Here is a 21,786-nt window from a genome sequence, read left to right on the forward strand (position 1 = left end):
ATGGCTGAGCAGCTCAACTCGCTCGAAGAACTCGGCACTGTTGCCAAGACCGAAGCTGCCGCTCCGGTTCACGTCCAGAAGCTGGACGCACAGGGCCGCGCTTATGCCACCGGCAAGCGTAAGGACGCCGTTGCACGCGTTTGGGTCAAGCCGGGTTCCGGCAAGATCACCGTCAACGACAAGGAATTCGAAAAGTACTTCGCACGTCCGGTCCTGCAGATGATCCTCCAGCAGCCGATCATCGCTTCGAACCGCGCTGGCCAGTTCGACATCGTTGCTACCGTTGCCGGTGGCGGCCTGTCCGGTCAGGCTGGTGCCGTTCGTCACGGTATTTCCAAGGCCCTCACCTACTACGAACCGGGCCTGCGCACGGTTCTCAAGAAGGGTGGCTTCCTGACCCGTGATAGCCGCGTCGTCGAACGTAAGAAGTACGGTAAGGCCAAGGCTCGCCGTTCGTTCCAGTTCTCGAAGCGCTAATCCGTTTCAAGGAATATTCCCAAGCGCTCCGGCGCTTGGGGCCAAATTTCCGAACGGCGATATTTCCATCGTTCGGATCTACAAAAAAAGCGAGCCGCAAGGCTCGCTTTTTTGGTTTCTACCGTCCTCCGACCCCTATTCAAAGGAGGCTAATTTACACTATACTTATATTATTTTATATTTTTTCTAGTATTTTTATTTTATAATTTTTTTAACAGGATAATTATTTTGACCTATATTCCTTTTGGGAAAGTCAATTTTATATTGACTGCGCTCACCTCTGTTCAATTTTTACTTTCTTCTGCAGCTTACTCCCAGAGCATAACCGACAATGTCGAGAAAGCTTATTTCGACAGGGCCATCATCTTCGGCGACAGCTTGAGCGATAACGGCGCATTCAGTGAGTTTTTCATAGAAAAACTTAAAAAAAATGTACACGACCGACGGACGCTTCAGCAATGGACGCGTCTGGAACGAGTACCTTTTCCGAGACCAGGAAAGGGGCACGAAATTTCGACCAACTCGTCAGCCCACTGGTGATTTCGGCAGCAACACCCCGAACGGTGGCACCAGTGTGAACTACGCCATAGGCGGCACAAAATATGAGAACCACAAAATACCGGGGATGATCCCCTCTATTGCTGAGGAGGTGACCGAGTTCATTCGTGGGACGAATACCGTTTATCCTCAGACCATCTCTCCACACACCATCGTTTCTCTATGGGCGGGGGGGCAATGATGCTTTGGATGCAATCAAGCACGATGAATCCACGCGAGTGAAAGCTGCATTTAGCGGAAATGAATTGTTCACTTCACTGGAACGCCTTTATCGGGTGGGAGCACGGCAATTTCTGGTGCCCGATATGCCTGATTTTTCGAAAGTTCCGCGCTATGCAAATGCGCCCGGCGTCATTGCTCGAGAAGCAACCGATGATTTCAACAAGGCCATCGCCACCAGCATCGCTATCTTTAAGCAAAGGCACCCGGATGCTGTGATCTACGCCCCGCAGATACCCGATATCCTTGACATGGTGGTGAAGCACCCCGGCGTTTTCGGCTTCTCGAATGCGACTGGAAATTGTGTCGATACGCCCTCATGTCTCGACCAGCCGCGCGGTTCGGCGATACAGAATGAATATGTTTTCTGGGATGATATTCATCCTACAACCCGCACACACAATTACATTGCGAACTACATGCGGGAATATTGGTCAAACCCCGACTTGGCGGGTTTCTACGTCCGGTCTCCCAATGGCCTGTTCAAGACCGAGCGCAACTTCTTCTTTCCGACGTCCGATAAGATAGTCTCGGGCTATCTGGACGGAAACAGATCGCTATACAAGATGAATCCTGGAAAGCTGACGCTGACGGGAGAAAACAAATACACCGGCAACAGCTTCGTGGCGGAAGGCGGGTTGGCGCTTGGTAATGGCGGCGAAACCGGCTCCGTTATCGGCGACGTTGATTTGATGCAGAAAGACGCCTTTCTGTCGTTCAATCGCAGCAACCTGCTCGAATTCGACGGCAAGATTACCGGCGATGGTCGCGTACAGCAGGTTGGAGACGGCATGACCATCCTTAACGGGCAGAACAGCTACAAAGGGGTGACCGACATTTACGCTGGGGAATTAAAGGTAAACGGCTCAATCACTTCGCCGGTTCTGGTCCACTCCGGCGGTACACTGAGCGGCACCGGTTTTACCGGCAGCATAGTGGCTGGAGCCGGTGCGCATGTTTCCCCCGGCGACTACCGTTCGCCGCGCATGAAACCATTGAACGTGAATGGCGATATCGATCTGAAATCTGGCAGTGTTCTCGACGTGAAGGTCGATGCCAACGGCAACACTTCAGGGATTTATGCTAGCAACAAGGCTATGCTCGCCGGGAGCGTTAAATTCGGCGGCCATCCAAAGTTGACCGTTGACGAAATCAACGCCCGGGTAGGCAAAACAAGCGTATTCGTGAAGGCCGACAACGAAGTCAATGGCCGCTTCAGCGACGTTCTTCCCGCCTATCACTTCATCACCGAAAAACTTGAATACAGGCCGAATGAAGTCGAAGTCACCTTCGCAACGGCGGGCAAGTCATTTGCAGAATCTGCGGTAAGCAACCAGCAACGAAGGGTTGCAAACGCATTGCAAGCGCTCGGCCACGATCAAAAGCTCTACAAGAACGTGCTTACATCGCGGATGGAAGACGATTTGTCAGAGGCCTATACCGAGCTGTCTGGCGATATTTACGCATCCACTTTAACCTCGCTTCTTTATGACAACCAACTGCCACGCGAAGCCGTGACACAGCGCATGAATGATCTGTCCGACAGTCGCTTCAATCATTCGGCGCTGAATGCTCCGCTTAAAAACGGCGTATGGGGACAGGCCTATAATTCCAGAGCGCATTTCCAGAGCATTGGAGAAGCGCAAGCTATGAGCCGCAGCGCGACGGGCTTCATCACCGGCATTGACGGCCAACTGTCGGATAATTGGCAATTGGGTCTCTTCGCCGGTTATCTGCAATCCTCGCTCAATAGCGGCCTGTCGTCTGCGAAAGTCGATAGCTATCAGATCGGCGCCTATGGCGGCTATGCATGGAAGAACTTCAACCTGACTTTTGGTGGCAATGCCAATCTGCACGACATCGACAGCAAGCGCACAATCCGCTTCAAGGAAGTCTCAAACGATAATCGCGCAAGCTACAAAGGCAACAGCTTCCATGGTTTTGCGGAACTCGGCTACAACATCAACACCAGTCTGGCGCTGCTAGAGCCATTTGCGGGCATTTCCTATGCTTATGCGAAAATCAATGGCTTTACGGAAAATGCGGCTGTGACCGCCCTCTCCGGCTCTGGCGCAACCAGCGATCTTTTAACCAACTATCTCGGCGTGCGTCTTTCGAACAAATATGCGCTCTCCGAAAACACCAGCGTCAATACGAAGCTGGCGCTCGGCTGGCAGCATAATAGCGCCGACCAGCCGGAAACAATGCTGCGTTTCAGCGACGGTCCCGGCTTCATGGTTGAAGGTCTGCCGCTCGACAAAAACATGTTCTACGCACATGCCGGGTTGGACCTCAATCTGGCGCATAACACGTCTCTCGGATTGCACTACCGGGGACAATTCGCGACCAAGGCGCAGGATCACGCGATCAAAGTGAACCTCGCGGTCAACTTCTGACGATCAAACAACGGAAAGCGGGCCTTCGGGTCCGCTTTTTGCTATGAATTTCAGGAATCAGCCAGCAGGGAGCCAGCATGATGTCGTCCAGCCGCTTTGCCGTCACACCGGAGCCACCTTATTACGTCGTGAGTTTTGCCTCGCAACGCATTGGCGACGACGATGGCTATGGCGATATGGCCGTTCGCATGGCCGAACTCGCGGCGCAACAACCCGGATATCTTGGCCTCGAAAGCGCCCGAGACGCGGAAGGTTTTGGCATAACGAATTCGTTCTGGGCGGACGAAGACAGTATTCGCGCATGGAAGCGCGAAGTGGACCACCTTGTGGCGCAAAAGCTTGGTCGCCAGCAGTGGTATGAGACCTATCGCGTGCGCATTGGCCGTGTCGAACGCGCTTACGGTTTTGATAGAGACTAAAACCTCTTCCCAATTTCTGGCGTGACCGGTTATAGAAGTCAGAACTTCACCGGGGAACGGCCATGCCATCCAAGACCATTGATCACGCATTTACCGCACGCAGCCTGACGAGCGCTGCGACCGACCCGACCCATGCGGGCGTGCTGTCTTTCATGCGGCGCGTCTACACCAAGTCGCTGAAGGGCGCGGAAGCCGTTGTCTGGGGCATTCCGTTTGATGCAGCTGTGTCCAACCGGCCCGGTGCGCGTTTCGGCCCGCAGGCGATCCGGCGCGCATCGGCGATCTTCGACAATGATCCGCAATATCCGTTCCAGCGCGACCTGTTCGAAAACCTCGCTGTGATCGATTACGGTGACTGCCTGCTCGACTACGGCAACCATTACAAGACGCCAGCCACGATCGAGCGTGAAGCAACAAAGATCCTCAAATCCGATGCATTTTTGCTGACACTTGGCGGCGATCATTTCGTGACATGGCCGCTTCTGAAAGCCCATGCCGCGAAATATGGCCCGCTGGCACTGGTGCAGTTCGATGCGCATCAGGACACGTGGTTTGACGACGGCAAGCGGATCGATCACGGTTCCTTCGTTGCCCGCGCCGTGCGTGATGGCATCATCGATCCCGACCATTCCATTCAGGTCGGCATTCGCACCCATGCGCCGGAAGATTGCGGCATCAAGATCATTTACGGTCACGAAGTCGAAGACATGACGGCAGCAGAGATTGCCGACACCATTTTGAAACGCACTGCGGGCAAGAAGACCTATCTGACCTTCGATATCGATTGCCTTGATCCGGCCTTTGCGCCCGGCACGGGCACGCCGGTGGCGGGCGGCCCTTCGTCCGCCAAGATGCTATCGATCCTGCGCAAGCTCACGGCGCTTGACTTCGTCGGTGCGGATGTGGTCGAGGTTGCACCAGCCTATGATCATGCCGATATTACGGCTATCGCTGGAGCGACAATCGCAATGTATTATCTGGGTCTGCTGGCAGAGCAGAAAGAACGACGATGACGGTGCCGCGTTTATGCGGTTGAGAAACTGATTCAAGCGGTTGAAAGACCGATTCCGGATATTGTCGTAACTTTATGAAATCAAAAGGCAAAAGCATGAAACCGAAAATCTTCATCGATGGCGAACACGGCACCACCGGCCTGCAAATCCGCAGCCGTCTGGCCGAGCGCGACGATCTTGAAGTGATTTCAATCCCGGAAGCCGAGCGGCGCAACAAGGATTTGCGCGCCGACTATCTGCGCTCTGCCGACATTGCCATTCTGTGCCTGCCCGACGACGCTTCGAAAGAGGCCGTCTCCCTGCTGCGGGATCACAATTCGACCCGCATCATCGACACTTCGACCGCCCACCGCGTGCATCCGGAATGGGCCTATGGTTTTGCCGAACTGGCCAAAGGCCAGCGCGAACGCATCGCCGAAACGAGACTCGTCGCCAATCCGGGCTGCTATCCAACCGGCGCGATCGCGCTTGTTCGCCCGCTGCGCGATGCAGGGCTGTTGCCGTCTGACTATCCGGTCAGCGTCAATGCCGTCTCCGGCTATACCGGCGGCGGCAAGCAGCTGATTGCGCAGATGGAAGACAAGAACAATCCGGACTATCTGGCCGCTAACAACTTCCTTTATGGCCTGCCGTTGCATCACAAGCATGTGCCGGAATTGCAGCTGCATGGACGCCTCGACCGTCGCCCGATCTTCAGCCCGAGCGTCGGACGTTTCCCGCAGGGCATGATCGTGCAGGTTCCGCTGTTCCTGAACGAGCTTGAAGGCAGGCCGTCGCTGACAAAGATTCACGCAGCCCTGAGCGAGCATTATGCCGGTCAAGACATTGTCGAAGTTGTGCCACTGGAGGAAAGCGGCAAGCTTCCGCGCGTCGATGCGGAAGAACTTGCCGGCAAGGACGGCATGAAGCTCTTTGTCTTCGGCACCGAAGGCGACGATCAGGTCAATCTGGTCGCCCTACTCGACAATCTCGGCAAAGGTGCTTCGGGTGCCGCTGTCCAGAACATGAACCTCATGCTTGGCAAAGCCTGATGACGACTGAACCGGTATTCCCCGGAAAATGGAATGTCGGTTCATTCGAACCACTGGCGGATACGCATTCAAGCCTCGTCTGGAAGGTCGAACGCATCGATCATCCGGGCGAGGTTTTTGTTATCAAGCAGCTGAAACCCGCCGGAATGGAGGAAATGCGCGGTGCGCATTATCTGCGCTGGCGGGATGGGCACGGCGCGGCGCGCCTGTACGATCTTGAAGATAGGTCGATGCTGCTCGAATATGCGGGCAACTATCATCTCGACGAACACCTCAAAAGCGGGCTTGACGCAGATTGTCTGGTGATCTTCGGGCAGGTTCTGGAAGCATTGCACACACCCTCGCCTGCGCCGGTGCCGTCAGACCTGCAACCGCTCGACAGGCACTTCTCCGGCCTTTTCGCAGTCGCAGATCAGACGCCGATCTATGCGGAAGCCGCAGCGCTTGCAAAAGAGCTGCTGGCGACGCCGCACAAGCCCATTCCGCTGCATGGCGACATTCACCACGAAAACATCCTGCGGGGACAGCGCGGCTGGCTTGCCATCGATCCACACGGGCTGATTGGCGATGCGGCCTTCGATGCCGCCAATATCTTCTACAATCCGCTGGATCGTGACGATCTCTGCCTCGACCTTGATCGCGCAAAGCGCATGGCCGAGCATTTCGCGCCAATCATTGGTCGCTCGCCGTCCTATATTCTTGATTATGCCTTTGCCTATGGCTGTCTTTCAGCCGCGTGGCACCGCGAGGATTGCAATGGTGCCGACGAAGCGCGGGAGTTGAAGATTGCCACCGCGCTGAGATATTTGCGCCAGACGGCTTATCCTGCGTAAGCGCCCTTGGTGCCGCGCCAGTGCGCGACTGCGAAAGCCAGTACGATCAATGCGACGAACTGATGTGTCAGGCCCATATGCAGCGGCACGCTCATCAGCAACGTTCCGATGCCGATGACTGCCTGCACCAGAACCAGGCCGAGCAGAACTATAGTGCGGCGCGCATGGGTCGTGCCCGGCGCGTCTTTCCACACCTGAACGGCATGGAGAACAGTAAGAACCAGCACCGTATAGGCGAACATGCGATGCACGAACTGTACGGTTTTCGGGTTTTCAAACAAATTGCGCCACCACGGCGACTGGATGAAGAGGTCGGACGGAATGATCGCGCCGTCCATCAAAGGCCAGGTGTTGTAGGTGAGACCGGCATGAAGCCCGGCCACCAGACCACCAAGATAGATCTGCACCAGAACGGCAAAGACCAGCCACCCGGCGAAGCGCTGCACCGACCGCTCCGCCGGACGCTCGGTATAGGTGACAAGTCCTCTGGCAATGTAGAAGACCGCGGTAATGATCACGCAGGCCGTGGTGAGATGGATTGCAAGCCGGTACTGGCTGACACTGGTAAGCTCGCTCAGACCGGATGCAACCATCCACCAGCCAATGGCGCCCTGAAAGCCGCCCAGCGCCAGAAGCCCCAGCATGCGGTATTTCAGCCCGCCCTTCAGACGCCCCGTCGCCCAGAAGAAAGCAAGCGGCACCGCAACCAGAAAGCCGACGAAGCGCGCCAGCAGGCGATGCGCCCACTCCCACCAGAAAATATACTGAAACTCTTCAAGGGACATGCCCTTGTTGATCTGTTGATATTGCGGGATCTGGCGATATTTATCGAACTCTTCCACCCATTCAGCATGGTCGAGCGGGGGAATGACGCCATGGATAGGCTTCCATTCGGTGATGGAAAGGCCAGAGCCGGTCATGCGGGTGGCCCCGCCCACCATCACGATGGCGATCAGCACGACAAAAACCGCATAAAGCCAGTAACGCACAAGGCGCCGGTCGCGTTCGTCCTTCGACGTTCTTGAGCTTCGCTCTCCGCGCTGCGCCATCGATGCTGCCGTCATGCCATTCATCCTTCAAAACATCTGGAGGGATACATGCAGCATCGATCCGTGAGTTACAAGGCAAGCCCACGCGACATGCCGCCGCGTTTTTTGCCCTTTCGCAGACAGGGTACAGCGGTTAGTGATGGTGCGGGGAAAAGGAGAGACGCAATCATGCCCGTAAGGCTGAAGAAACTGATCGGCACATTTCTGCTGGTAACGCTGGTGATCGTCTATGCGGTTCTGGCTACGATCATCGCCGTCGCGCATCTCGGCAATTCTCCGGCATGGGTGCATCTCCTCTATTTCATTGTTTCAGGCCTGCTCTGGGTCCTGCCAGCCATGGCGATCATCTGGTGGATGGCCCAGCCACCACGTAAAAAGCAGCTCTGAGCATATTCAAGGGGCGCAATACAGCATGACTGAGCGGGGCAACATAGCGGGATCGGCCACGCTTACGGAACGCATTATCAGCGATTTTTCCGAAATCGAGCGTCTCTGGGCGATAGGGCCTGCCCTGCACGGCGCACCGCAATCCTTCGCCTGGATTGATTGCTGGCATCGTTGCGTCAACACTGACTGTTTCGTCGCCGGAATTTTCGATGCTGAACGCCCGGTTTTTCTCCTGCCGTTGGAAGTCATCCGCCAGAAGGGCATGACGATCGCGCGCTATCCCGGCGGCAGCCATGCCAACGGTAATTTCCCATGGTTGGCCGCAGCACGGTCATCCGCAGTCAACCGCAAAGCTCTGGACCGGCTCATTGCCGCCATATGCAAGGCGCGACCGGATATCGACGCTTTGGCGCTGACGCGCCAGCTTGACGCCGTTGATGATATCGACAATCCGCTTTTTACCCTTGGGCAGAAACGAAACCCGAATCCGGTCCTGATGGTCTCGCTTGATGGTGGTTTTGACGCGGTGCTTAATCGCACCAACCGTCGCCGCAGATTGAAGAAGCACCGCCAGCATGAGCGCCGCTATCAGGAAGCCGGCGGCTGGCGCATTGAACAGCCGCAGACACAGGACGAATCCGACCGCGTTCTCGACCTTTACTTCGCCATGAAAGCCGGACGTTTCCGGCAGATGGGCATAAGCGACCCGTTTGCCAGCAAAGCCGTGCAGGCTTTTTTCAAGGCACTCTACGGGCAAGCTCTCACGGCACCAGCGCCCATCTGCGAATTGCGGTTTCTGGAAGTGGGCGGCATTATCCGCTCGATCGTCGGCAAGAACCTGACCGATAGCGGACCAACTGCCGAATTTGCCGCCATTGCCGATGATGATATGGCGCATGCCAGCCCCGGCGAGTTTCTCTTCTTCGAAGACATAAAGCGCTGTTGCGATGCCGGTTATGCGGTCTACAGCTTCGGTGTGGGCGATGAGCCCTACAAGCGCGACTGGTGCGATATAGAGCTTGAAATCTTCGACACTGTTCTGCCGCTGTCGGCAAAAGGCAGGCTCTTTGTGGCGCTGCAATCCACTCGCAGCGCTATTGCCAGCACAATCAAGCGCAATCCCCGACTCTGGCGGCTCGCCAAGCGTATACGGGCAAAGCTTGCCCGGAGATAAGTTGCGATTTTGATTCAGCTTTCCGCTTTAAGACGCTGTTTTTGAATCGAATTATGCGCGTGGCTGCGGGGTCTTGTCGTCCATCAGAATGACGACATCTTCATAGCCACCCTGATCAAGATCGAGTGCGGCAAGCGCTACATCATTGTTCTCGGGATCGACTATGCTCATCACAACCGTCGCGTCATTATCAGCAACACGGCGAATCTGTGCAGAGGAAGATGGGCCGCATTCCACGATCACGAAGTCATAAACGGTTTCGAGCGCATCGAGAATGAGCGGCAGACGATCGACGGCGCGCATGGCTTCAACCGGGTCTGCTGCACCGAGCGGCACGACATGCGCCTGCGAAAAGCGGTCGCTATGAATGACTTCATTGAAGCGTTTCTCGCCAGTTAGAAGCTCGGTGATGCCGGGCAGTTTATGCCCGTCGAGCATTGCGCTCCCCACCGTGCCCTGAGCTGTCATATCCACCAGAAGCGCACGCTTGCCACGGTCGGCCAGATCGCGCAACAGCCGCACACTCGTTGCCGACGCTTCGTCGCCTTCGGGCGAAACCACAACAATGCGCTTGTCGCGACCGTCGAGCAGACGATTGGCAATGGCTTCCACGCCATTCGGGTTCTTCGGTGCAGGCATGGTCGTCTCCTTCGCCGATGGCGCAGGTGTCGTCCGTGCGTCAGAGCCAGACGATCTCGTGATAAAAGGCACTGTCCAGGACCGGCGCGGAGCAGCAACCGGCACTTCCTGCTCGGAAAGGGTCGGCGGAACGGCAGCCGCTTGGGCGGCAGCGGTAATCACCGGCATTTCGATTTCCTCGACAGCCTCAACGCGTCGGCCATGGGCGGTCACGAAGGCCCGCCCGCTGAACAGTTCACGCAGCAACACGAAGATCGAGAGTAACAGCAGCCCCGCCACAAAGGTTGCAGCAACAGTCGGCAAAACCATTGGGAAATAGGGAAGCGCTGGTGCGTCGCCCGACAGAATGCGTGCATCGACAGGCACATAATTGCGATCAATACGGGAAGCTGCCTCACGATAACGGGTCAGATAGGTTTCCAGAAGCTCGCGCTGCGCTGCCGCCTCGCGTTCGAGTGCGCGCAACTCGACTTCCTGATCGCCTGCCTGCGCGGCTTGCGACTGCACGCGGTTCAGTTCGCGGGTCAGCTCGTCTTCACGCAGCTTTGCCGTCGTGACATCGTTTTCAAGACTGGCAAGCAGCTTGCGCCCTTCCGCCTTGGTCTGGCGATCAAGGTCGGCCAATTGCGAGCGCAGCGCCTTGATGCGCGGATGGCCATCAAGAAGCGTCGTCGACAAATCGGCAATCTGGGCGTTAAGTTCGATGCGGCGCTCGGCGAGCCGCTGCATCATGCCGGAAGCAACAACTTCGGGCAGCGTATCGACCGGTGTGCCTGCAGAAAGCGCCTTGCGAACACTTGCCGCCCTCGCTTCCGCCGTGGCGCGATCAGAGCGCACACGCGTCAGGTCCGTCGAAACTTCGGAAAGCTGCTGCGATGCAATCGTATTGTTGGTCTGCCCGGTCAATAATCCACGCGAGGCGCGGTAATCGGCGACTTTTTTCTCGGCATCGCGTACACGTGTGCGCAGGTCTTCGATTTCCGGCGCAAGCCAGTTAGTCGCATCGTCATTCGATTGCAGCTTCGCCGCGCTCTGTAGCGCGATATATTCTTCCGCGACTGTATTGGCGATTTGTGCAGCCAACTGAGGATTAGCAGAGGTGTACTGCACTGCGATAACGCGCGAGCCCGTGATATTATACACTTGCAGGTGCTTACGCAGTCGCTGCAGAACCCGCTCATCGGGAGAGAGTTTCTCCGGATCGGCTATCATGCCGAGAAGAATCAGAATCCGGCTGTAAGGCCTTACTTCAATTGAAGTAAATGCCTCATTGTTCGGCAAATCCAACTTGTCGGAAACACGTCTCATGAGATCGTTAGACGTCAGAATCTCGATCTGGCTCTTCACGCCTTCCGGGTCCAGCACCGGGCGCTCGGCAGGATTATCTCCATTGGGCCGCGTGAAGACGGACTCGCGGGTTTCGATAATGATGCGGGTTTCTGCGCGGTAATCCGGCGTCAAAAGCAGACAAATGATCCACGCCAGCGCCGCCATGAGAAGAGCGCCACCAACAATCAAAAGCCAGTTACGGCGCAAGCTTCCAAAAAGCGCGCCTATATCGATGTCTGCGTCTTTCAACGACGAATCGACTTCCGCCATTTCGTTACTCCGCGGGCGCCCGCCGATCATTGACAATCGTCATTCCATCCAGGCCGCATACCCATTTCCGGCCGGAAAAGTAAACGCTTAAGGTAACCATAGAGTTAAGCACTCGACTTTCTGCGTTCTTCATGGGGCATCGCTGACAAAACCACGCAGGATCGTTTTCTATATATTTCAAAGTGCTTAAATGCTCTCGTTACTCTGTCGCCCTCTTCTGGAAAGTTTTTTGACCATCGCCGCACATCTTTACCAGCCATTAACCCTAATCAATCGATAACGCAGTGACAGGAATTCATCTGATCGCGCTTCGGCACCGGTCAGTTTCCATAAATGCGGGTGATGCTTTTCGGGGATACCGAGGCGAGACATGATGGCGAAGACAATTCACAACAAGCGCACAGGCCGTGCTTTGCTCACGGCGCTCGGTCTTGCGGCGATGACGCTGTCATCCGCCTGCACGAGCTACCGCCCCGCACCGCCGGCTTTTCACGAAGCGCTGAACCAGCCCTATATGCTGGATGCGGGCGACCGCGTGCGCATCACCGTTTTCGAACAGGCAAGCCTGACCAACACCTATAGCGTGGATCAGGCAGGCTACGTGGCTTTCCCGCTTGTCGGCAGCATTCCAGCGCGCGGCAAGACCGCAAAGCAGCTTGAAGGCCTGATCGCATCGAAACTGCGCGGCGGTTATCTGCGCGACCCGGATGTCAGCGTGGAAATCGACCGCTATCGCCCGATCTTCGTCATGGGCGAAGTGGGCGCGGCCGGGCAATATTCCTATGTGCCGGGCATGACGGTGCAAAAAGCCATTGCAGCCGCAGGCGGTTTCAGCCCGCGCGCCAATCAGGAGAATGCCGATATCACCCGCCAGTTCAATGGCAAGGTGCTGACAGGCCGGGTTCTGATCTCCGATCCGATCCTGCCCGGCGATACGATTTATGTCCGCGAACGTCTGTTCTGATGGCGATTGATGGCTGATGACAACACCGTTTCCCCTCTGCGTATCGTCCACTGCTTTCGCGAGCCCACTGGCGGATTATTCCGCCATGTCCGCGATCTGGTCGGCGTACAGGCGGAAAAAGGTCACCTTGTCGGGCTCGTCTGCGACGCAACAACAGGCGGTCCTAGAGAGGACGCGCTTCTAGAAGAATTGCGGCCCAAGCTTGCGCTTGGCCTGCATCGAATTGCCATGCAACGCCATATTGGTATCGGCGACGCAGCGGCGGCGTTCAAAGCATACCGCGTTGTCAAGACATTGCGGCCGGACATTTTGCATGGGCATGGCGCCAAAGGCGGCGTCTATGCCCGGTTGTTCGGCTCTGTTCTACGGGTTTTTAGGTCTCGCGTAGCCCGTATCTATTCACCGCATGGCGGAAGCCTGCATTTCGACCAGAAGACACGCCGCGGCGGCGCTGTCTTTCTGGTCGAGCGACTTCTCGCCCCGATGACCGATGCGGTCATGTTCGTTTCCAACTTCGAGAAGCGAACCTATGAGGAAAAGGTCGGACGGCCTTATGGCCTCCATGCGGTGGTCTATAACGGCCTGGCCGATGACGAATTCATTCCCGTTCCCGACGCGCCCGATGCCAGCGACCTTCTGTTCGTCGGCACGATGCGCGATCTGAAAGGCCCGGATATCCTGATCCGCGCCATCGCAGAGCTGCGTGATCAACACGACCTGCCGCTCAGCGCCACCATGGTCGGCGATGGCGCTGAAAAGCCGACCTTTACGGCGCTTGCAAGCGAACTTGCCCTTGGCGCACAAATTCGGTTTCTGCCCGGCATGGCGGCGCGCGATGCATTTGCCCTTGGTCGCCTGATGGTGGTTCCTTCCCGTGCGGAGGCTTTTCCCTATATCGTGCTGGAAGCGCTCGCTGCCGGAAAAACCGTCATCGCCAGCCGCGTCGGCGGTATTCCAGAGATATTCGGCCCCGCATCTCCCGCCCTGTTCGAGCCGACCGTGGAAGCGCTGGTCGCCAAAATCCTTGAACTCAGAGCCGACAACGGCGATTTCGATGTGCAAATGCCCGAAAATTCACGACTTCGTGAACGTTTCAGCGTGCAGTCCATGGCTCATTCTATAGAATTGATTTACCGTGAAACACATTCTTGAGTATTCAGCAGGTCCGATACCTGCGTGTTTCAGAGATTTCTTAGGAATCTGACGGTACACATCCTCCTGTAAACTGATAAGCGAGACATTATCGTGCGGGACAATGATGCTTTTTCTCCATTCGGACGCAAGGCGATTGAAGCCAGCGCCAAGCAGGATTCGAAGCCGCAAGAACCGGTGGGACTCAGCCCTCTGGCGCGCAGCATAGCCGCGCAATATCAGCGGGACACGTTTTCGCCGCTCATGCTCAGCGGCGTCGTGCGTCTGGTTGAGTTCGGCCTCATCTTCCTGATGGGCATATTAAGCCTTGGCTATTATGTCGGGCTTCAAAGCGATTATCTGCTCTATTACCCGCTGATCGTCATCGCTGGCGGCGTGCTTTATGTCGCTCTGATGGAAATCAATGACGGCTATCAGGTCAACATCCTCAGAAGTCCCACCCACCATTTGCGGCGGCTGATCATCAGTTGGGCGGCAACGCTCGGCACGCTTGCACTGGTTGGCTTTCTCTTCAAGGTCTCGGCGCATTTCTCGCGCGGCTGGTTCCTCATCTGGGCCGTCAGCACCATCGCCGTCATTCTGATATCCCGCCTTTTCATTGCCTGGAAAATCCGCCGCTGGGCACGCAATGGCACTATGGAACGCCGCGCCGTGATCGTTGGCGGCGGCCCCAATGCCGAAGCGCTGATCCGCTCTCTTGAGCAGCAGCCCGATAACGATATCCGTATTTGCGGTATTTTCGACGACCGCGACGACAAGCGCTCGCCGCCCGTGGTCGCCGGTTATCCCAAGCTCGGCAATATCAACGAACTGATCGAATTTGCGCGCATCGCGCATATCGATCTGCTGATCGTGTCGCTGCCGATCAGCGCGGAAGCGCGTGTCCTCGCCCTTCTCAAGAAGCTCTGGGTGCTGCCCGTCGATATTCGTCTGTCCGCGCTTAACAATCACCTGCGCTTCCGTCCGCGCTCCTATTCCTATGTCGGCTCAGTGCCGATGCTGGATATTTTCGACAAGCCGATCAACGACTGGGATTCGGTCGCCAAGCGTATTTTCGACATCGCCTTCAGTCTCGTTGGCATTGTGGTGCTGTCGCCGATCATGATTGGCGCCGCCATCGCCATCAAGCTCGACAGCAAGGGGCCGGTTTTCTTCAAGCAGAAGCGCCATGGCTTCAACAATGAAGTCATCAACGTCTGGAAGTTCCGCTCGATGTATACCGAGCAGTGTGACCCGACGGCGCGCAATGCGGTGACGAAGAACGATCCGCGCGTTACCCGCGTCGGACGCTTCATCCGCAAGACATCAATCGACGAACTGCCGCAGTTCTTCAACGTCGTCGCCGGATCGCTATCGCTGGTCGGTCCGCGCCCCCATGCCGTGGCAGCGCATTCCAACAATCTTCTCTATAATGAAGTGGTCGATGGCTATTTCGCACGCCACCGCGTCAAGCCGGGCGTGACCGGCTGGGCCCAGATCAATGGCTGGCGCGGCGAGATCGACAATGAAGAGAAGATCATGATGCGCACTGAATACGACCTTTATTACATCGAAAACTGGTCGCTCTGGTTCGATCTCAAGATTCTTTTCCTGACACCCGTTCGCCTTCTCAACACGGAAAACGCTTATTGAGCCAGGCAGCGTCCATAGTTGCGCCGATGCGCAATTCAGCGCCCCCTGAGGGCGCGACGGCGCATCAACGCCGGGCGCTGAACCGCCTGATCGTCAACTTCGCAGTTGGGTTGGGCGTGTTTCTGCTGGGTTTCGTGCTGAGCGAACCTGCGCCTTATGAAGTTTATATGGCGGGGCTGATTGCTATTGCGCTGCTGTTCGGACTTCGCCTGAGCCGAACTAACCTCGTTCTGCTGGCTATCCTCGCGGCCTTCAACTTTGGCGGGGTCCTGTCGACCTTGCAGATGGCCGACCTCAAAAACGCGCCGCTTTATATCGCCGTTTCGCTGTTCCTCGCCTTCACTTCGGTTTTCTTTGCCGCAATGATCGAGATGGATTACCGGCGGCTGCAAACGATCTTCAAGGCCTATCTGTTTGTCGGCCTGATCGCCGCCTTTCTCGGTATTGCGGGCTATCTCAGTCTATTCCCCGGTGCCGATCTCTTCACGCGCTACGGGCGTGCCAAAGGCGCGTTTCAGGACCCGAATGTGTTCGGCCCGTTTCTCATTCTGCCGTTGAGTTGGACGGTCTACCGTATCCTCACCGGACGTGCGCGCGACATGCTGGTCTATCTGCCTGCTGCCGCCATCCTGACGCTCGGCGTGTTGTTCTCGTTTTCGCGCGCAGCCTGGGCGATGGTGCCCCTCGCCTGCATGGTGATTCTGCTTACGCTCTATCTGCAAGCAAACAATAACCGCTTTCGCCTGCGCCTCCTCGTGCTGTCCTTGCTGGCGGTTGCCGCTGTGGTGATCGGGCTGCTGATCCTCATCGAAATCCCCGGCATCGGCGATTTCTTTCTGCAGCGCGCCCAACTCGAACAAAGCTATGACGCCGATCGTATGGGGCGCTTTGCCCGCCACTGGTATGGCATGGTGCTTGCCACCCAGCATCCGCTCGGCATCGGCCCGCTGGAGTTCGGTCCGATGTTCGGCGAAGACACGCATAACAACTGGCTCAAAGCCGCGCTCGATTATGGCTGGGTCGGCTTTGTGGCCTTCGTCACGCTGACATTCATGACGCTTGGCATCGGCTTTCGCCAGCTTTTCCGCAACAGGCCGTGGCAGCCTTATCTGCTCTGCGCTTATGCGACCTATCTGGGGCATGTGCTGATCGGCAATGTTATCGACACCGATCATTGGCGGCATTTCTATCTGCTGTTCGGGATCATCTGGGGTTGCGCCGGGCTTGAATATAAATACCGGCGTCAAAATTCCCGGCCCGTCGTCCGCCAGCCAGCACAAGCATAGGAGCCCGCTTGCAGTTCATCATCTATGCCGCCGCCGCAATCTGCGAAATCGCCGGTTGTTTTGCTTTCTGGGCGTGGCTGAAACTCGATAAATCGCCGCTCTGGCTCATTCCCGGCATGGCATCGCTGGCGCTCTTCGCCTACTGCCTGACACTGATCGAGAGCGATACGGCGGGCCGCGCCTATGCGGCCTATGGCGGCATCTACATTGTCGCCTCCATTTTATGGATATGGATTGCCGAAGGCGCAAAGCCGGACCGTTGGGATATGACCGGCGCATGCGTGGCTCTGGCAGGCACCTGCATCATCCTGTTCGCCCCGCGAACATAAGCGATACTGGTAGTTTTCCAGATATCAATTGTGCGCATTTTGCCTTTTTGCCACTTTTAGGGCTTGCGGAAAATACCTTTGCATTCTAAGGCTTTCCCCGGCTCGGAGCGTAGCGCAGCCCGGTAGCGCACTTGACTGGGGGTCAAGGGGTCGTGGGTTCGAATCCCGCCGCTCCGACCATTTTCTTCCCCATATTGTTTTTTCTGAACAATCTCCGCTTTGCGGAGAGCGACAAACCGGTTTAACTCCACCATAAATCATGCGGAGGAGTTCGAGCTTGAAAAACGTCCTGATAACCGGCGGTAGCCGTGGCATTGGCAGAGCAACGGCATTGCGTTGCGCCGCGGACGGTTGGTCCATCGCCCTCAATTACGCCGGAAACACCTCGGCAGCAGCGGAAACTACCGACGGTCTGAAACGTGCAGGCGCCAAAGCCATTGCGCTGCAAGGCGATATTTCACACGAAGAAGACGTTATTTCCATTTACGACCGCGCGGAACAGGAATTGGGCAAGCTGCAAGGCGTTGTTTTGAATGCCGGTATCGTCGCGCAGACCATGCCGCTCGCGGAGATGAGCGCGGAACGTCTGCGCACCATGTTCGATGTCAATGTCTACGGCACCTATCTCTGCGCACGTGAAGCAGCGCGCCGCGTTCAACCGGGCGGTTCCATCGTCATCGTTTCCTCGATGGCGGCAAAGCTCGGCTCACCGTTCGAATATGTGGATTATGCAGGTGCCAAGGGCGCGCTCGACACGTTGACCATCGGCCTGTCGCGGGAGCTCGCGCCGAAAGGCATCCGGGTCAATGCGGTTCGCCCCGGTTTGATCGAAACGGAAATCCACGCGAGCGGCGGCAATCCCGACCGGGCCAAAACGCTCGGTGCCGGAACCCCGATGGGACGCGCAGGAAAAGCCGAGGAAGTCGCGGAAGCAATCTATTGGTTGCTCAACGACGCCCCCGGCTACACGACCGGCTCGTTCATCGAGGTCGCAGGTGGGCGCTAAAACCTACGCAGGCCTTTTTGATCGTGGCTCGTCAGTCATGTGGACCTGATTGAGTTATAATCGCGCCATGACACATGACCCTCTCAAACCAAGTGGGTTTGGCATCGCAGTCAACTGCATAACATTGATCTGGATCACTAGTCATCCAGCACGCAAAAGCGCTGGAACTACTGACGAGAAATGTGGCTATGGTGCCGGCTAAAATGAGTCTTTTCATGGCAATTTCCTTTAGCAAAACAGGCGTCATTAGACGCCTGTTCAGAGAATTGCGCATGTCCAAACCTGACTTCCCTTGAACTTGCTCACTTGTCGCCGGGGCGCTGACCGGAATTACATGTCCCGCAGTTGATACGACTCTGGAACATAGCGATAGCCCGCGCCGTCCTTCTCCAGATAAGCCACTGCCGGGAAAGGCATATGATATCCGATGAAAGGCAGGCGCTCGGTCGCCAGCATGTCGAAGACGCGCCTGCGCGTCGCGACGGCGGTCTCCTTGTCCACATCGAAAGCGACATGCCAATCGGGCCGTTGCAAGGTGATGACAAAATGATTGGCCGTGTCGGAGATCAGCATCAGCTGCTTACCACCGGATTCGACGCGAAATATCAGATGGCCGGGCGTGTGACCGAAAGCTGCCAAGGCGTGAATGCCCGGGACGACTTCGCTGTTGTCTTCCAGAAAGGTGATCTTCTCGGCCAGCGGTTTCACATTCTTGCTGACAAGCTCGGCACCACCCTTCATCGGACTATCCAGTCGTGCGGGGTCGGTCCAGAAATCGAACTCCTTTTGTCCGGCTGCATAACGGGCATTGGCGAAGGCAGGCTTACCGTCTTCCATAAGGCCGCCAATGTGGTCGCCATGAAAATGGCTGAGCACGACGAGCGAAACGTCAGAGGCCTTATAGCCTGATGCTTCCAGCGCACTGACAAGTTTGCCCTGCCCGTTTGCGCGCGCACCGGCACCCATGCCCGTGTCGAATAGGACGAGGTCCTTGCCAGTGTTGATCAGCACCGGCGTAAAGCTGTTCACAAATCGGTCAGCAGGCAGCATGTTCGTTTCAAGCAGCGCAGCGACTTCCTTCGGGTCCTGATTGATCGCGTAGGTTTTCTCTGGTGCCTCGCCTGCCCGACGTCCATCGGACAGTGTGGTGATTTCAAATTCACCGAGCTGGAAGCGATGGAAACCTGGATTTTCAACTTGCGACGGTTTTTGCACGTTTGAACTGCCCGTTTCGGCTGCTGCTTGGGCAAGGGCCACCGGCGAAAGCGCCATCCCCGCACCGGCAGCAGATGCTGCAACAATGAAATTACGTCTTGAGATGGTCATTGATCGATCTCCTGGCATAATTGTGAGTAAGAATGACAGGATAAACGAAAACAACAGCCGATCCACGACAGAAGCAATCAAGTTAATGTTGGCAGCAATTTCGTCATGCATCTTGCCACAGCACCAGCGAGACACTATCTATCTGGCGCGCGGGACGACCCGCGCCACTGTTTGCATAGGGGACGGCCCCATAGGAGCATCCTATGTTACGGCCAATCGAACCAAACAGCATCAAGCACATCGTCAGGTCTAGAAACACTGGCGGCCAATTGGCCAGCCTTGGCGGTTCGCACGTTTTTTTGCTTGGGACACCAACCACACCGGGACTTTGAGAAACTGATTCATCGAAACAGTTTAAGTCTTTGATTTTACCCATTTCCAAAAATGGAGCATACAAATGGCATGGGTCTATCTGGCTATCGCCGGCATTCTTGAGGTCGTCTGGGCATTCTTCATGAAAAAGTCGGAAGGCTTCTCTCTTCTGACACCCAGCATCATCACACTGGTCACGATGATCGGCAGCTTCCTGCTGCTTTCCATCGCCATGCGCAGCCTGCCGCTCGGCACGGCCTATGCGATCTGGACCGGCATCGGCGCAGTTGGCGCTTTCGTAGTCGGCATCTTCATTCTCGGGGAAACCGCAAGTTTCTTCCGCGTTGCAAGCGTTATGCTCATTCTCGCGGGCATCATCGGCCTGAAACTCTCGTCCAGCTGACGATATAAAAAAGGGAGGCCACGGCCTCCCTTTTGTCGATCCTAGCGAACCTGATCCAGCAATCGCTTGCACTCCAGAAGATCGAAAAGCGCTTCCTGCAAGAGCGAGCGGTTGTCCTTCGACGGTCGCTTACCGTCCGCGCCAATGGGGCCGTCATCCTCGCCTTTCAGCAAGCCGAACAACTTGCGTGACGGCTGCGGCGCCTTGATGCCACTCGGCAAGGCCATTTCATTGTCGGCAGCTTCTTCCGCTGCACGCTTGTCAGCCGCAGCCTGCTTCTGGCGCGAGATGACTTCAATGGCCTGCACATCGCCATTGCCCAGAGCAATGATAAACTGCGGATTGTTTTCGCGCAGCAGACGCTGCACGCCCTTGATCGTATAGCCTTGATCGTAGAGCAGATGGCGAATGCCCTTGAGCAGTTCGACATCGATTGGACGATAATAGCGGCGACCGCCGCCACGCTTCATCGGCTTGATCTGTGTAAAGCGCGTTTCCCAGAAACGCAGCACATGCTGGGGAAGATCAAGATCCTCCGCAACCTCACTGATCGTCCTGAATGCATCAGGGCTCTTGTCCATCCACCTGCCCTTTCCAGCAGCAACGGCCCGCTCACCGAGCGATCCGTATAGGCTTTGAAATCCACTTGCGGTCCGCACGATACACGGACAGTGACAATAAGGCGGAATGCCACCAGTTTTCAAAAACCGTGGCCTACTTATACTGTCCGAACGCCGATTGAAACCCGAGGCGTTTCACGCTGAAACTCTTTCCGAAAAGCCTGTGCGCTCCCGGATTCGAATATTAGCGAAATGATTCGTTCCACTATCTCCATTATATAATATCAGAGCTTTATGCGCATCCCTTCACATGGATGACGCTCAACAGCCAGCTTCTGACAGAGGAACAGCGGGGGCACATGGGGCGAGACGGCACCGCCTTCCGGCGAAGCAGGCCCTGTTCCGCGATGTGAGATGGATCAAGACGGCAGCGCAAAAGCAATCATCGTCTTGCCCCAGAACGCGCAAGCCGCCGCTTTTGCCACCTGATCTGGAAAAACAAATGCCGCCCGAAGGAACTGGGGCGGCATCGATCTGGATTATTTGCTCTTGGTTTCGCGCTTCTGATGTTCCTGCAGAATGCGCTGCTTGAGAACATTGGAAGCCTTGAAGGTCATCACGCGTCGCGGAAGAATTGGTACTTCTTCGCCGGTCTTCGGATTGCGACCGATACGTTCGTTCTTGTCGCGGACCTGAAAAGTGGCAAATGACGACAGCTTCACTGTTTCGCCATTGACGATTGCGTCACAGACCTCATCGAGAATCATCTCGACCAAAGCCGCCGACTCCGTTCTGGAAAGACCGACCTTACGGTAAACAGCCTCTGCCAGATCAGCCCGCGTGACCGTTTTACCTCCCATAACCGAACCCACCTGGTTAGCGTTTGAACAGATAATATCCTTACGTGACAGGACGTTACACAAATAAAAGCGGCTCGGTCAAGCCGCGAGTTCCCTCGCGGTGGATCAATTTTGTTGCTTTTCTTTTCCGATCCGATTCCGAACGTGACCCGACGCGCCTGT

At 56.3% G+C, this 21,786-nt stretch carries 21 protein-coding genes and 1 tRNA gene; 17 read left to right on the top strand and 5 right to left on the bottom strand.

Features of this window, described 5'->3' with window-relative positions; genetic code table 11:
• The 7 genes from rpsI to QLQ11_RS04355 all read left to right on the top strand — a co-directional run bounded on the left by rpsI (position 1) and on the right by QLQ11_RS04355 (position 6,946).
• On the top strand, positions 1 to 477 hold the full coding sequence (gene rpsI, locus QLQ11_RS04325; protein ID WP_078340527.1) for a 30S ribosomal protein S9: 477 nt from the start codon (positions 1 to 3) through the stop codon (positions 475 to 477).
• A 228-nt stretch (positions 478 to 705) separates the two neighbouring features.
• Entirely contained in the window at positions 706 to 1,017 is a 312-nt protein-coding gene (locus QLQ11_RS04330) for a hypothetical protein (RefSeq protein ID WP_283736124.1), read from the top strand.
• Between the two features lie 125 nt (positions 1,018 to 1,142).
• Positions 1,143 to 3,650, top strand: a complete 2,508-nt coding sequence (locus QLQ11_RS04335) for an autotransporter domain-containing protein (protein ID WP_371835920.1) — start codon at positions 1,143 to 1,145, stop codon at positions 3,648 to 3,650.
• An 80-nt stretch (positions 3,651 to 3,730) separates the two neighbouring features.
• Positions 3,731 to 4,069: an antibiotic biosynthesis monooxygenase gene (locus tag QLQ11_RS04340; RefSeq protein WP_283736118.1), complete on the top strand. Its 339-nt coding sequence runs from the start codon at positions 3,731 to 3,733 to the stop codon at positions 4,067 to 4,069.
• Between the two features lie 62 nt (positions 4,070 to 4,131).
• On the top strand, positions 4,132 to 5,082 hold the full coding sequence (gene speB, locus QLQ11_RS04345; protein WP_171317775.1) for an agmatinase: 951 nt from the start codon (positions 4,132 to 4,134) through the stop codon (positions 5,080 to 5,082).
• Between the two features lie 95 nt (positions 5,083 to 5,177).
• Positions 5,178 to 6,113 carry an N-acetyl-gamma-glutamyl-phosphate reductase gene (argC, locus tag QLQ11_RS04350; protein WP_121536292.1) on the top strand — a complete coding sequence of 312 codons (936 nt, stop codon included), beginning with the start codon at positions 5,178 to 5,180 and terminating at the stop codon, positions 6,111 to 6,113.
• A complete protein-coding gene (locus QLQ11_RS04355; RefSeq protein ID WP_283735812.1) occupies positions 6,113 to 6,946 on the top strand; it encodes an aminoglycoside phosphotransferase family protein in 834 nt (277 codons plus the stop codon). Before argC ends, QLQ11_RS04355 begins: the two co-directional genes overlap by 1 nt.
• Here the strand turns inward: QLQ11_RS04355 and QLQ11_RS04360 are convergent.
• Positions 6,934 to 8,010 (bottom strand): COX15/CtaA family protein, encoded by a 1,077-nt coding sequence (locus QLQ11_RS04360; protein WP_109368748.1) that lies wholly within the window; start codon positions 8,008 to 8,010, stop codon positions 6,934 to 6,936. The two genes, QLQ11_RS04355 and QLQ11_RS04360, sit on opposite strands and share 13 nt — an antisense overlap.
• A gap of 153 nt (positions 8,011 to 8,163) precedes the next feature.
• On the opposite strand from QLQ11_RS04360, the gene QLQ11_RS04365 reads away from it, so the two are divergent.
• Positions 8,164 to 8,382 carry a DUF2842 domain-containing protein gene (locus QLQ11_RS04365; RefSeq protein WP_109368747.1) on the top strand — a complete coding sequence of 73 codons (219 nt, stop codon included), beginning with the start codon at positions 8,164 to 8,166 and terminating at the stop codon, positions 8,380 to 8,382.
• Between the two features lie 25 nt (positions 8,383 to 8,407).
• Positions 8,408 to 9,556, top strand: coding sequence for a GNAT family N-acetyltransferase (locus QLQ11_RS04370; RefSeq protein ID WP_283735811.1), 1,149 nt, complete (start codon positions 8,408 to 8,410; stop codon positions 9,554 to 9,556).
• A 51-nt stretch (positions 9,557 to 9,607) separates the two neighbouring features.
• Here QLQ11_RS04370 and QLQ11_RS04375 read toward each other — a convergent pair whose 3' ends face one another.
• Entirely contained in the window at positions 9,608 to 11,794 is a 2,187-nt protein-coding gene (locus QLQ11_RS04375) for an exopolysaccharide transport family protein (RefSeq protein WP_283735810.1), read from the bottom strand.
• Positions 11,795 to 12,167: 373 nt separating this feature from the next.
• Here QLQ11_RS04375 and QLQ11_RS04380 point away from each other — a divergent pair, with 373 nt between their 5' ends.
• The 7 genes from QLQ11_RS04380 to QLQ11_RS04410 all read left to right on the top strand — a co-directional run bounded on the left by QLQ11_RS04380 (position 12,168) and on the right by QLQ11_RS04410 (position 18,163).
• Positions 12,168 to 12,758: a polysaccharide biosynthesis/export family protein gene (locus tag QLQ11_RS04380; protein ID WP_371830778.1), complete on the top strand. Its 591-nt coding sequence runs from the start codon at positions 12,168 to 12,170 to the stop codon at positions 12,756 to 12,758.
• 9 nt (positions 12,759 to 12,767) lie between these two features.
• A complete protein-coding gene (locus QLQ11_RS04385) occupies positions 12,768 to 13,910 on the top strand; it encodes a glycosyltransferase (RefSeq protein WP_283735809.1) in 1,143 nt (380 codons plus the stop codon).
• 93 nt (positions 13,911 to 14,003) lie between these two features.
• Positions 14,004 to 15,542 (top strand): undecaprenyl-phosphate glucose phosphotransferase, encoded by a 1,539-nt coding sequence (locus QLQ11_RS04390; RefSeq protein ID WP_283735808.1) that lies wholly within the window; start codon positions 14,004 to 14,006, stop codon positions 15,540 to 15,542.
• Positions 15,543 to 15,568: 26 nt separating this feature from the next.
• Positions 15,569 to 16,828, top strand: a complete 1,260-nt coding sequence (locus QLQ11_RS04395) for an O-antigen ligase (RefSeq protein WP_283736117.1) — start codon at positions 15,569 to 15,571, stop codon at positions 16,826 to 16,828.
• Positions 16,829 to 16,836: 8 nt separating this feature from the next.
• Positions 16,837 to 17,157: a YnfA family protein gene (locus tag QLQ11_RS04400; protein ID WP_121535745.1), complete on the top strand. Its 321-nt coding sequence runs from the start codon at positions 16,837 to 16,839 to the stop codon at positions 17,155 to 17,157.
• Positions 17,158 to 17,260: 103 nt separating this feature from the next.
• Positions 17,261 to 17,337: transfer RNA gene (locus QLQ11_RS04405), tRNA-Pro, on the top strand.
• A gap of 97 nt (positions 17,338 to 17,434) precedes the next feature.
• Positions 17,435 to 18,163, top strand: coding sequence for an SDR family oxidoreductase (locus tag QLQ11_RS04410; RefSeq protein ID WP_140024793.1), 729 nt, complete (start codon positions 17,435 to 17,437; stop codon positions 18,161 to 18,163).
• Between the two features lie 330 nt (positions 18,164 to 18,493).
• Here the strand turns inward: QLQ11_RS04410 and QLQ11_RS04415 are convergent, their stop codons facing one another.
• Positions 18,494 to 19,489, bottom strand: coding sequence for an MBL fold metallo-hydrolase (locus tag QLQ11_RS04415; RefSeq protein ID WP_283735807.1), 996 nt, complete (start codon positions 19,487 to 19,489; stop codon positions 18,494 to 18,496).
• Positions 19,490 to 19,886: 397 nt separating this feature from the next.
• On the opposite strand from QLQ11_RS04415, the gene sugE reads away from it, so the two are divergent.
• The gene (sugE, locus tag QLQ11_RS04420) at positions 19,887 to 20,204 is read left to right on the top strand and encodes a quaternary ammonium compound efflux SMR transporter SugE (protein WP_109368740.1); all 318 of its coding nucleotides are present in this window, start codon (positions 19,887 to 19,889) and stop codon (positions 20,202 to 20,204) included.
• Positions 20,205 to 20,245: 41 nt separating this feature from the next.
• Here sugE and QLQ11_RS04425 read toward each other — a convergent pair whose 3' ends face one another.
• Positions 20,246 to 20,785 carry a MerR family transcriptional regulator gene (locus QLQ11_RS04425; protein WP_109368739.1) on the bottom strand — a complete coding sequence of 180 codons (540 nt, stop codon included), beginning with the start codon at positions 20,783 to 20,785 and terminating at the stop codon, positions 20,246 to 20,248.
• 518 nt (positions 20,786 to 21,303) lie between these two features.
• Positions 21,304 to 21,624 (bottom strand): integration host factor subunit alpha, encoded by a 321-nt coding sequence (locus QLQ11_RS04430; RefSeq protein WP_078340512.1) that lies wholly within the window; start codon positions 21,622 to 21,624, stop codon positions 21,304 to 21,306.
• Between the last annotated feature and the right edge of the window lie 162 nt (positions 21,625 to 21,786).

Source organism: Ochrobactrum sp. SSR, from assembly GCF_030067775.1.
Classification (GTDB): Bacteria; Pseudomonadota; Alphaproteobacteria; order Rhizobiales; family Rhizobiaceae; genus Brucella; species Brucella teleogrylli.

What these genes read in the sequence shown, in the direction of transcription:
- QLQ11_RS04355 (WP_283735812.1), top strand. Translation starts at nt 6,113, where the DNA reads ATGACGACTGAACCGGTATTCCCCGGAAAATGGAATGTCGGTTCATTC.
- rpsI (WP_078340527.1), top strand. Translation starts at nt 1, where the DNA reads ATGGCTGAGCAGCTCAACTCGCTCGAAGAACTCGGCACTGTTGCCAAG.
- QLQ11_RS04380 (WP_371830778.1), top strand. Translation starts at nt 12,168, where the DNA reads ATGGCGAAGACAATTCACAACAAGCGCACAGGCCGTGCTTTGCTCACG.
- QLQ11_RS04340 (WP_283736118.1), top strand. Translation starts at nt 3,731, where the DNA reads ATGTCGTCCAGCCGCTTTGCCGTCACACCGGAGCCACCTTATTACGTC.
- sugE (WP_109368740.1), top strand. Translation starts at nt 19,887, where the DNA reads ATGGCATGGGTCTATCTGGCTATCGCCGGCATTCTTGAGGTCGTCTGG.
- argC (WP_121536292.1), top strand. Translation starts at nt 5,178, where the DNA reads ATGAAACCGAAAATCTTCATCGATGGCGAACACGGCACCACCGGCCTG.
- QLQ11_RS04425 (WP_109368739.1), bottom strand. Translation starts at nt 20,785, where the DNA reads ATGGACAAGAGCCCTGATGCATTCAGGACGATCAGTGAGGTTGCGGAG.
- QLQ11_RS04360 (WP_109368748.1), bottom strand. Translation starts at nt 8,010, where the DNA reads ATGACGGCAGCATCGATGGCGCAGCGCGGAGAGCGAAGCTCAAGAACG.
- QLQ11_RS04395 (WP_283736117.1), top strand. Translation starts at nt 15,569, where the DNA reads ATGCGCAATTCAGCGCCCCCTGAGGGCGCGACGGCGCATCAACGCCGG.
- speB (WP_171317775.1), top strand. Translation starts at nt 4,132, where the DNA reads ATGCCATCCAAGACCATTGATCACGCATTTACCGCACGCAGCCTGACG.
- QLQ11_RS04430 (WP_078340512.1), bottom strand. Translation starts at nt 21,624, where the DNA reads ATGGGAGGTAAAACGGTCACGCGGGCTGATCTGGCAGAGGCTGTTTAC.
- QLQ11_RS04365 (WP_109368747.1), top strand. Translation starts at nt 8,164, where the DNA reads ATGCCCGTAAGGCTGAAGAAACTGATCGGCACATTTCTGCTGGTAACG.
- QLQ11_RS04385 (WP_283735809.1), top strand. Translation starts at nt 12,768, where the DNA reads ATGGCTGATGACAACACCGTTTCCCCTCTGCGTATCGTCCACTGCTTT.
- QLQ11_RS04370 (WP_283735811.1), top strand. Translation starts at nt 8,408, where the DNA reads ATGACTGAGCGGGGCAACATAGCGGGATCGGCCACGCTTACGGAACGC.
- QLQ11_RS04415 (WP_283735807.1), bottom strand. Translation starts at nt 19,489, where the DNA reads ATGACCATCTCAAGACGTAATTTCATTGTTGCAGCATCTGCTGCCGGT.
- QLQ11_RS04375 (WP_283735810.1), bottom strand. Translation starts at nt 11,794, where the DNA reads ATGGCGGAAGTCGATTCGTCGTTGAAAGACGCAGACATCGATATAGGC.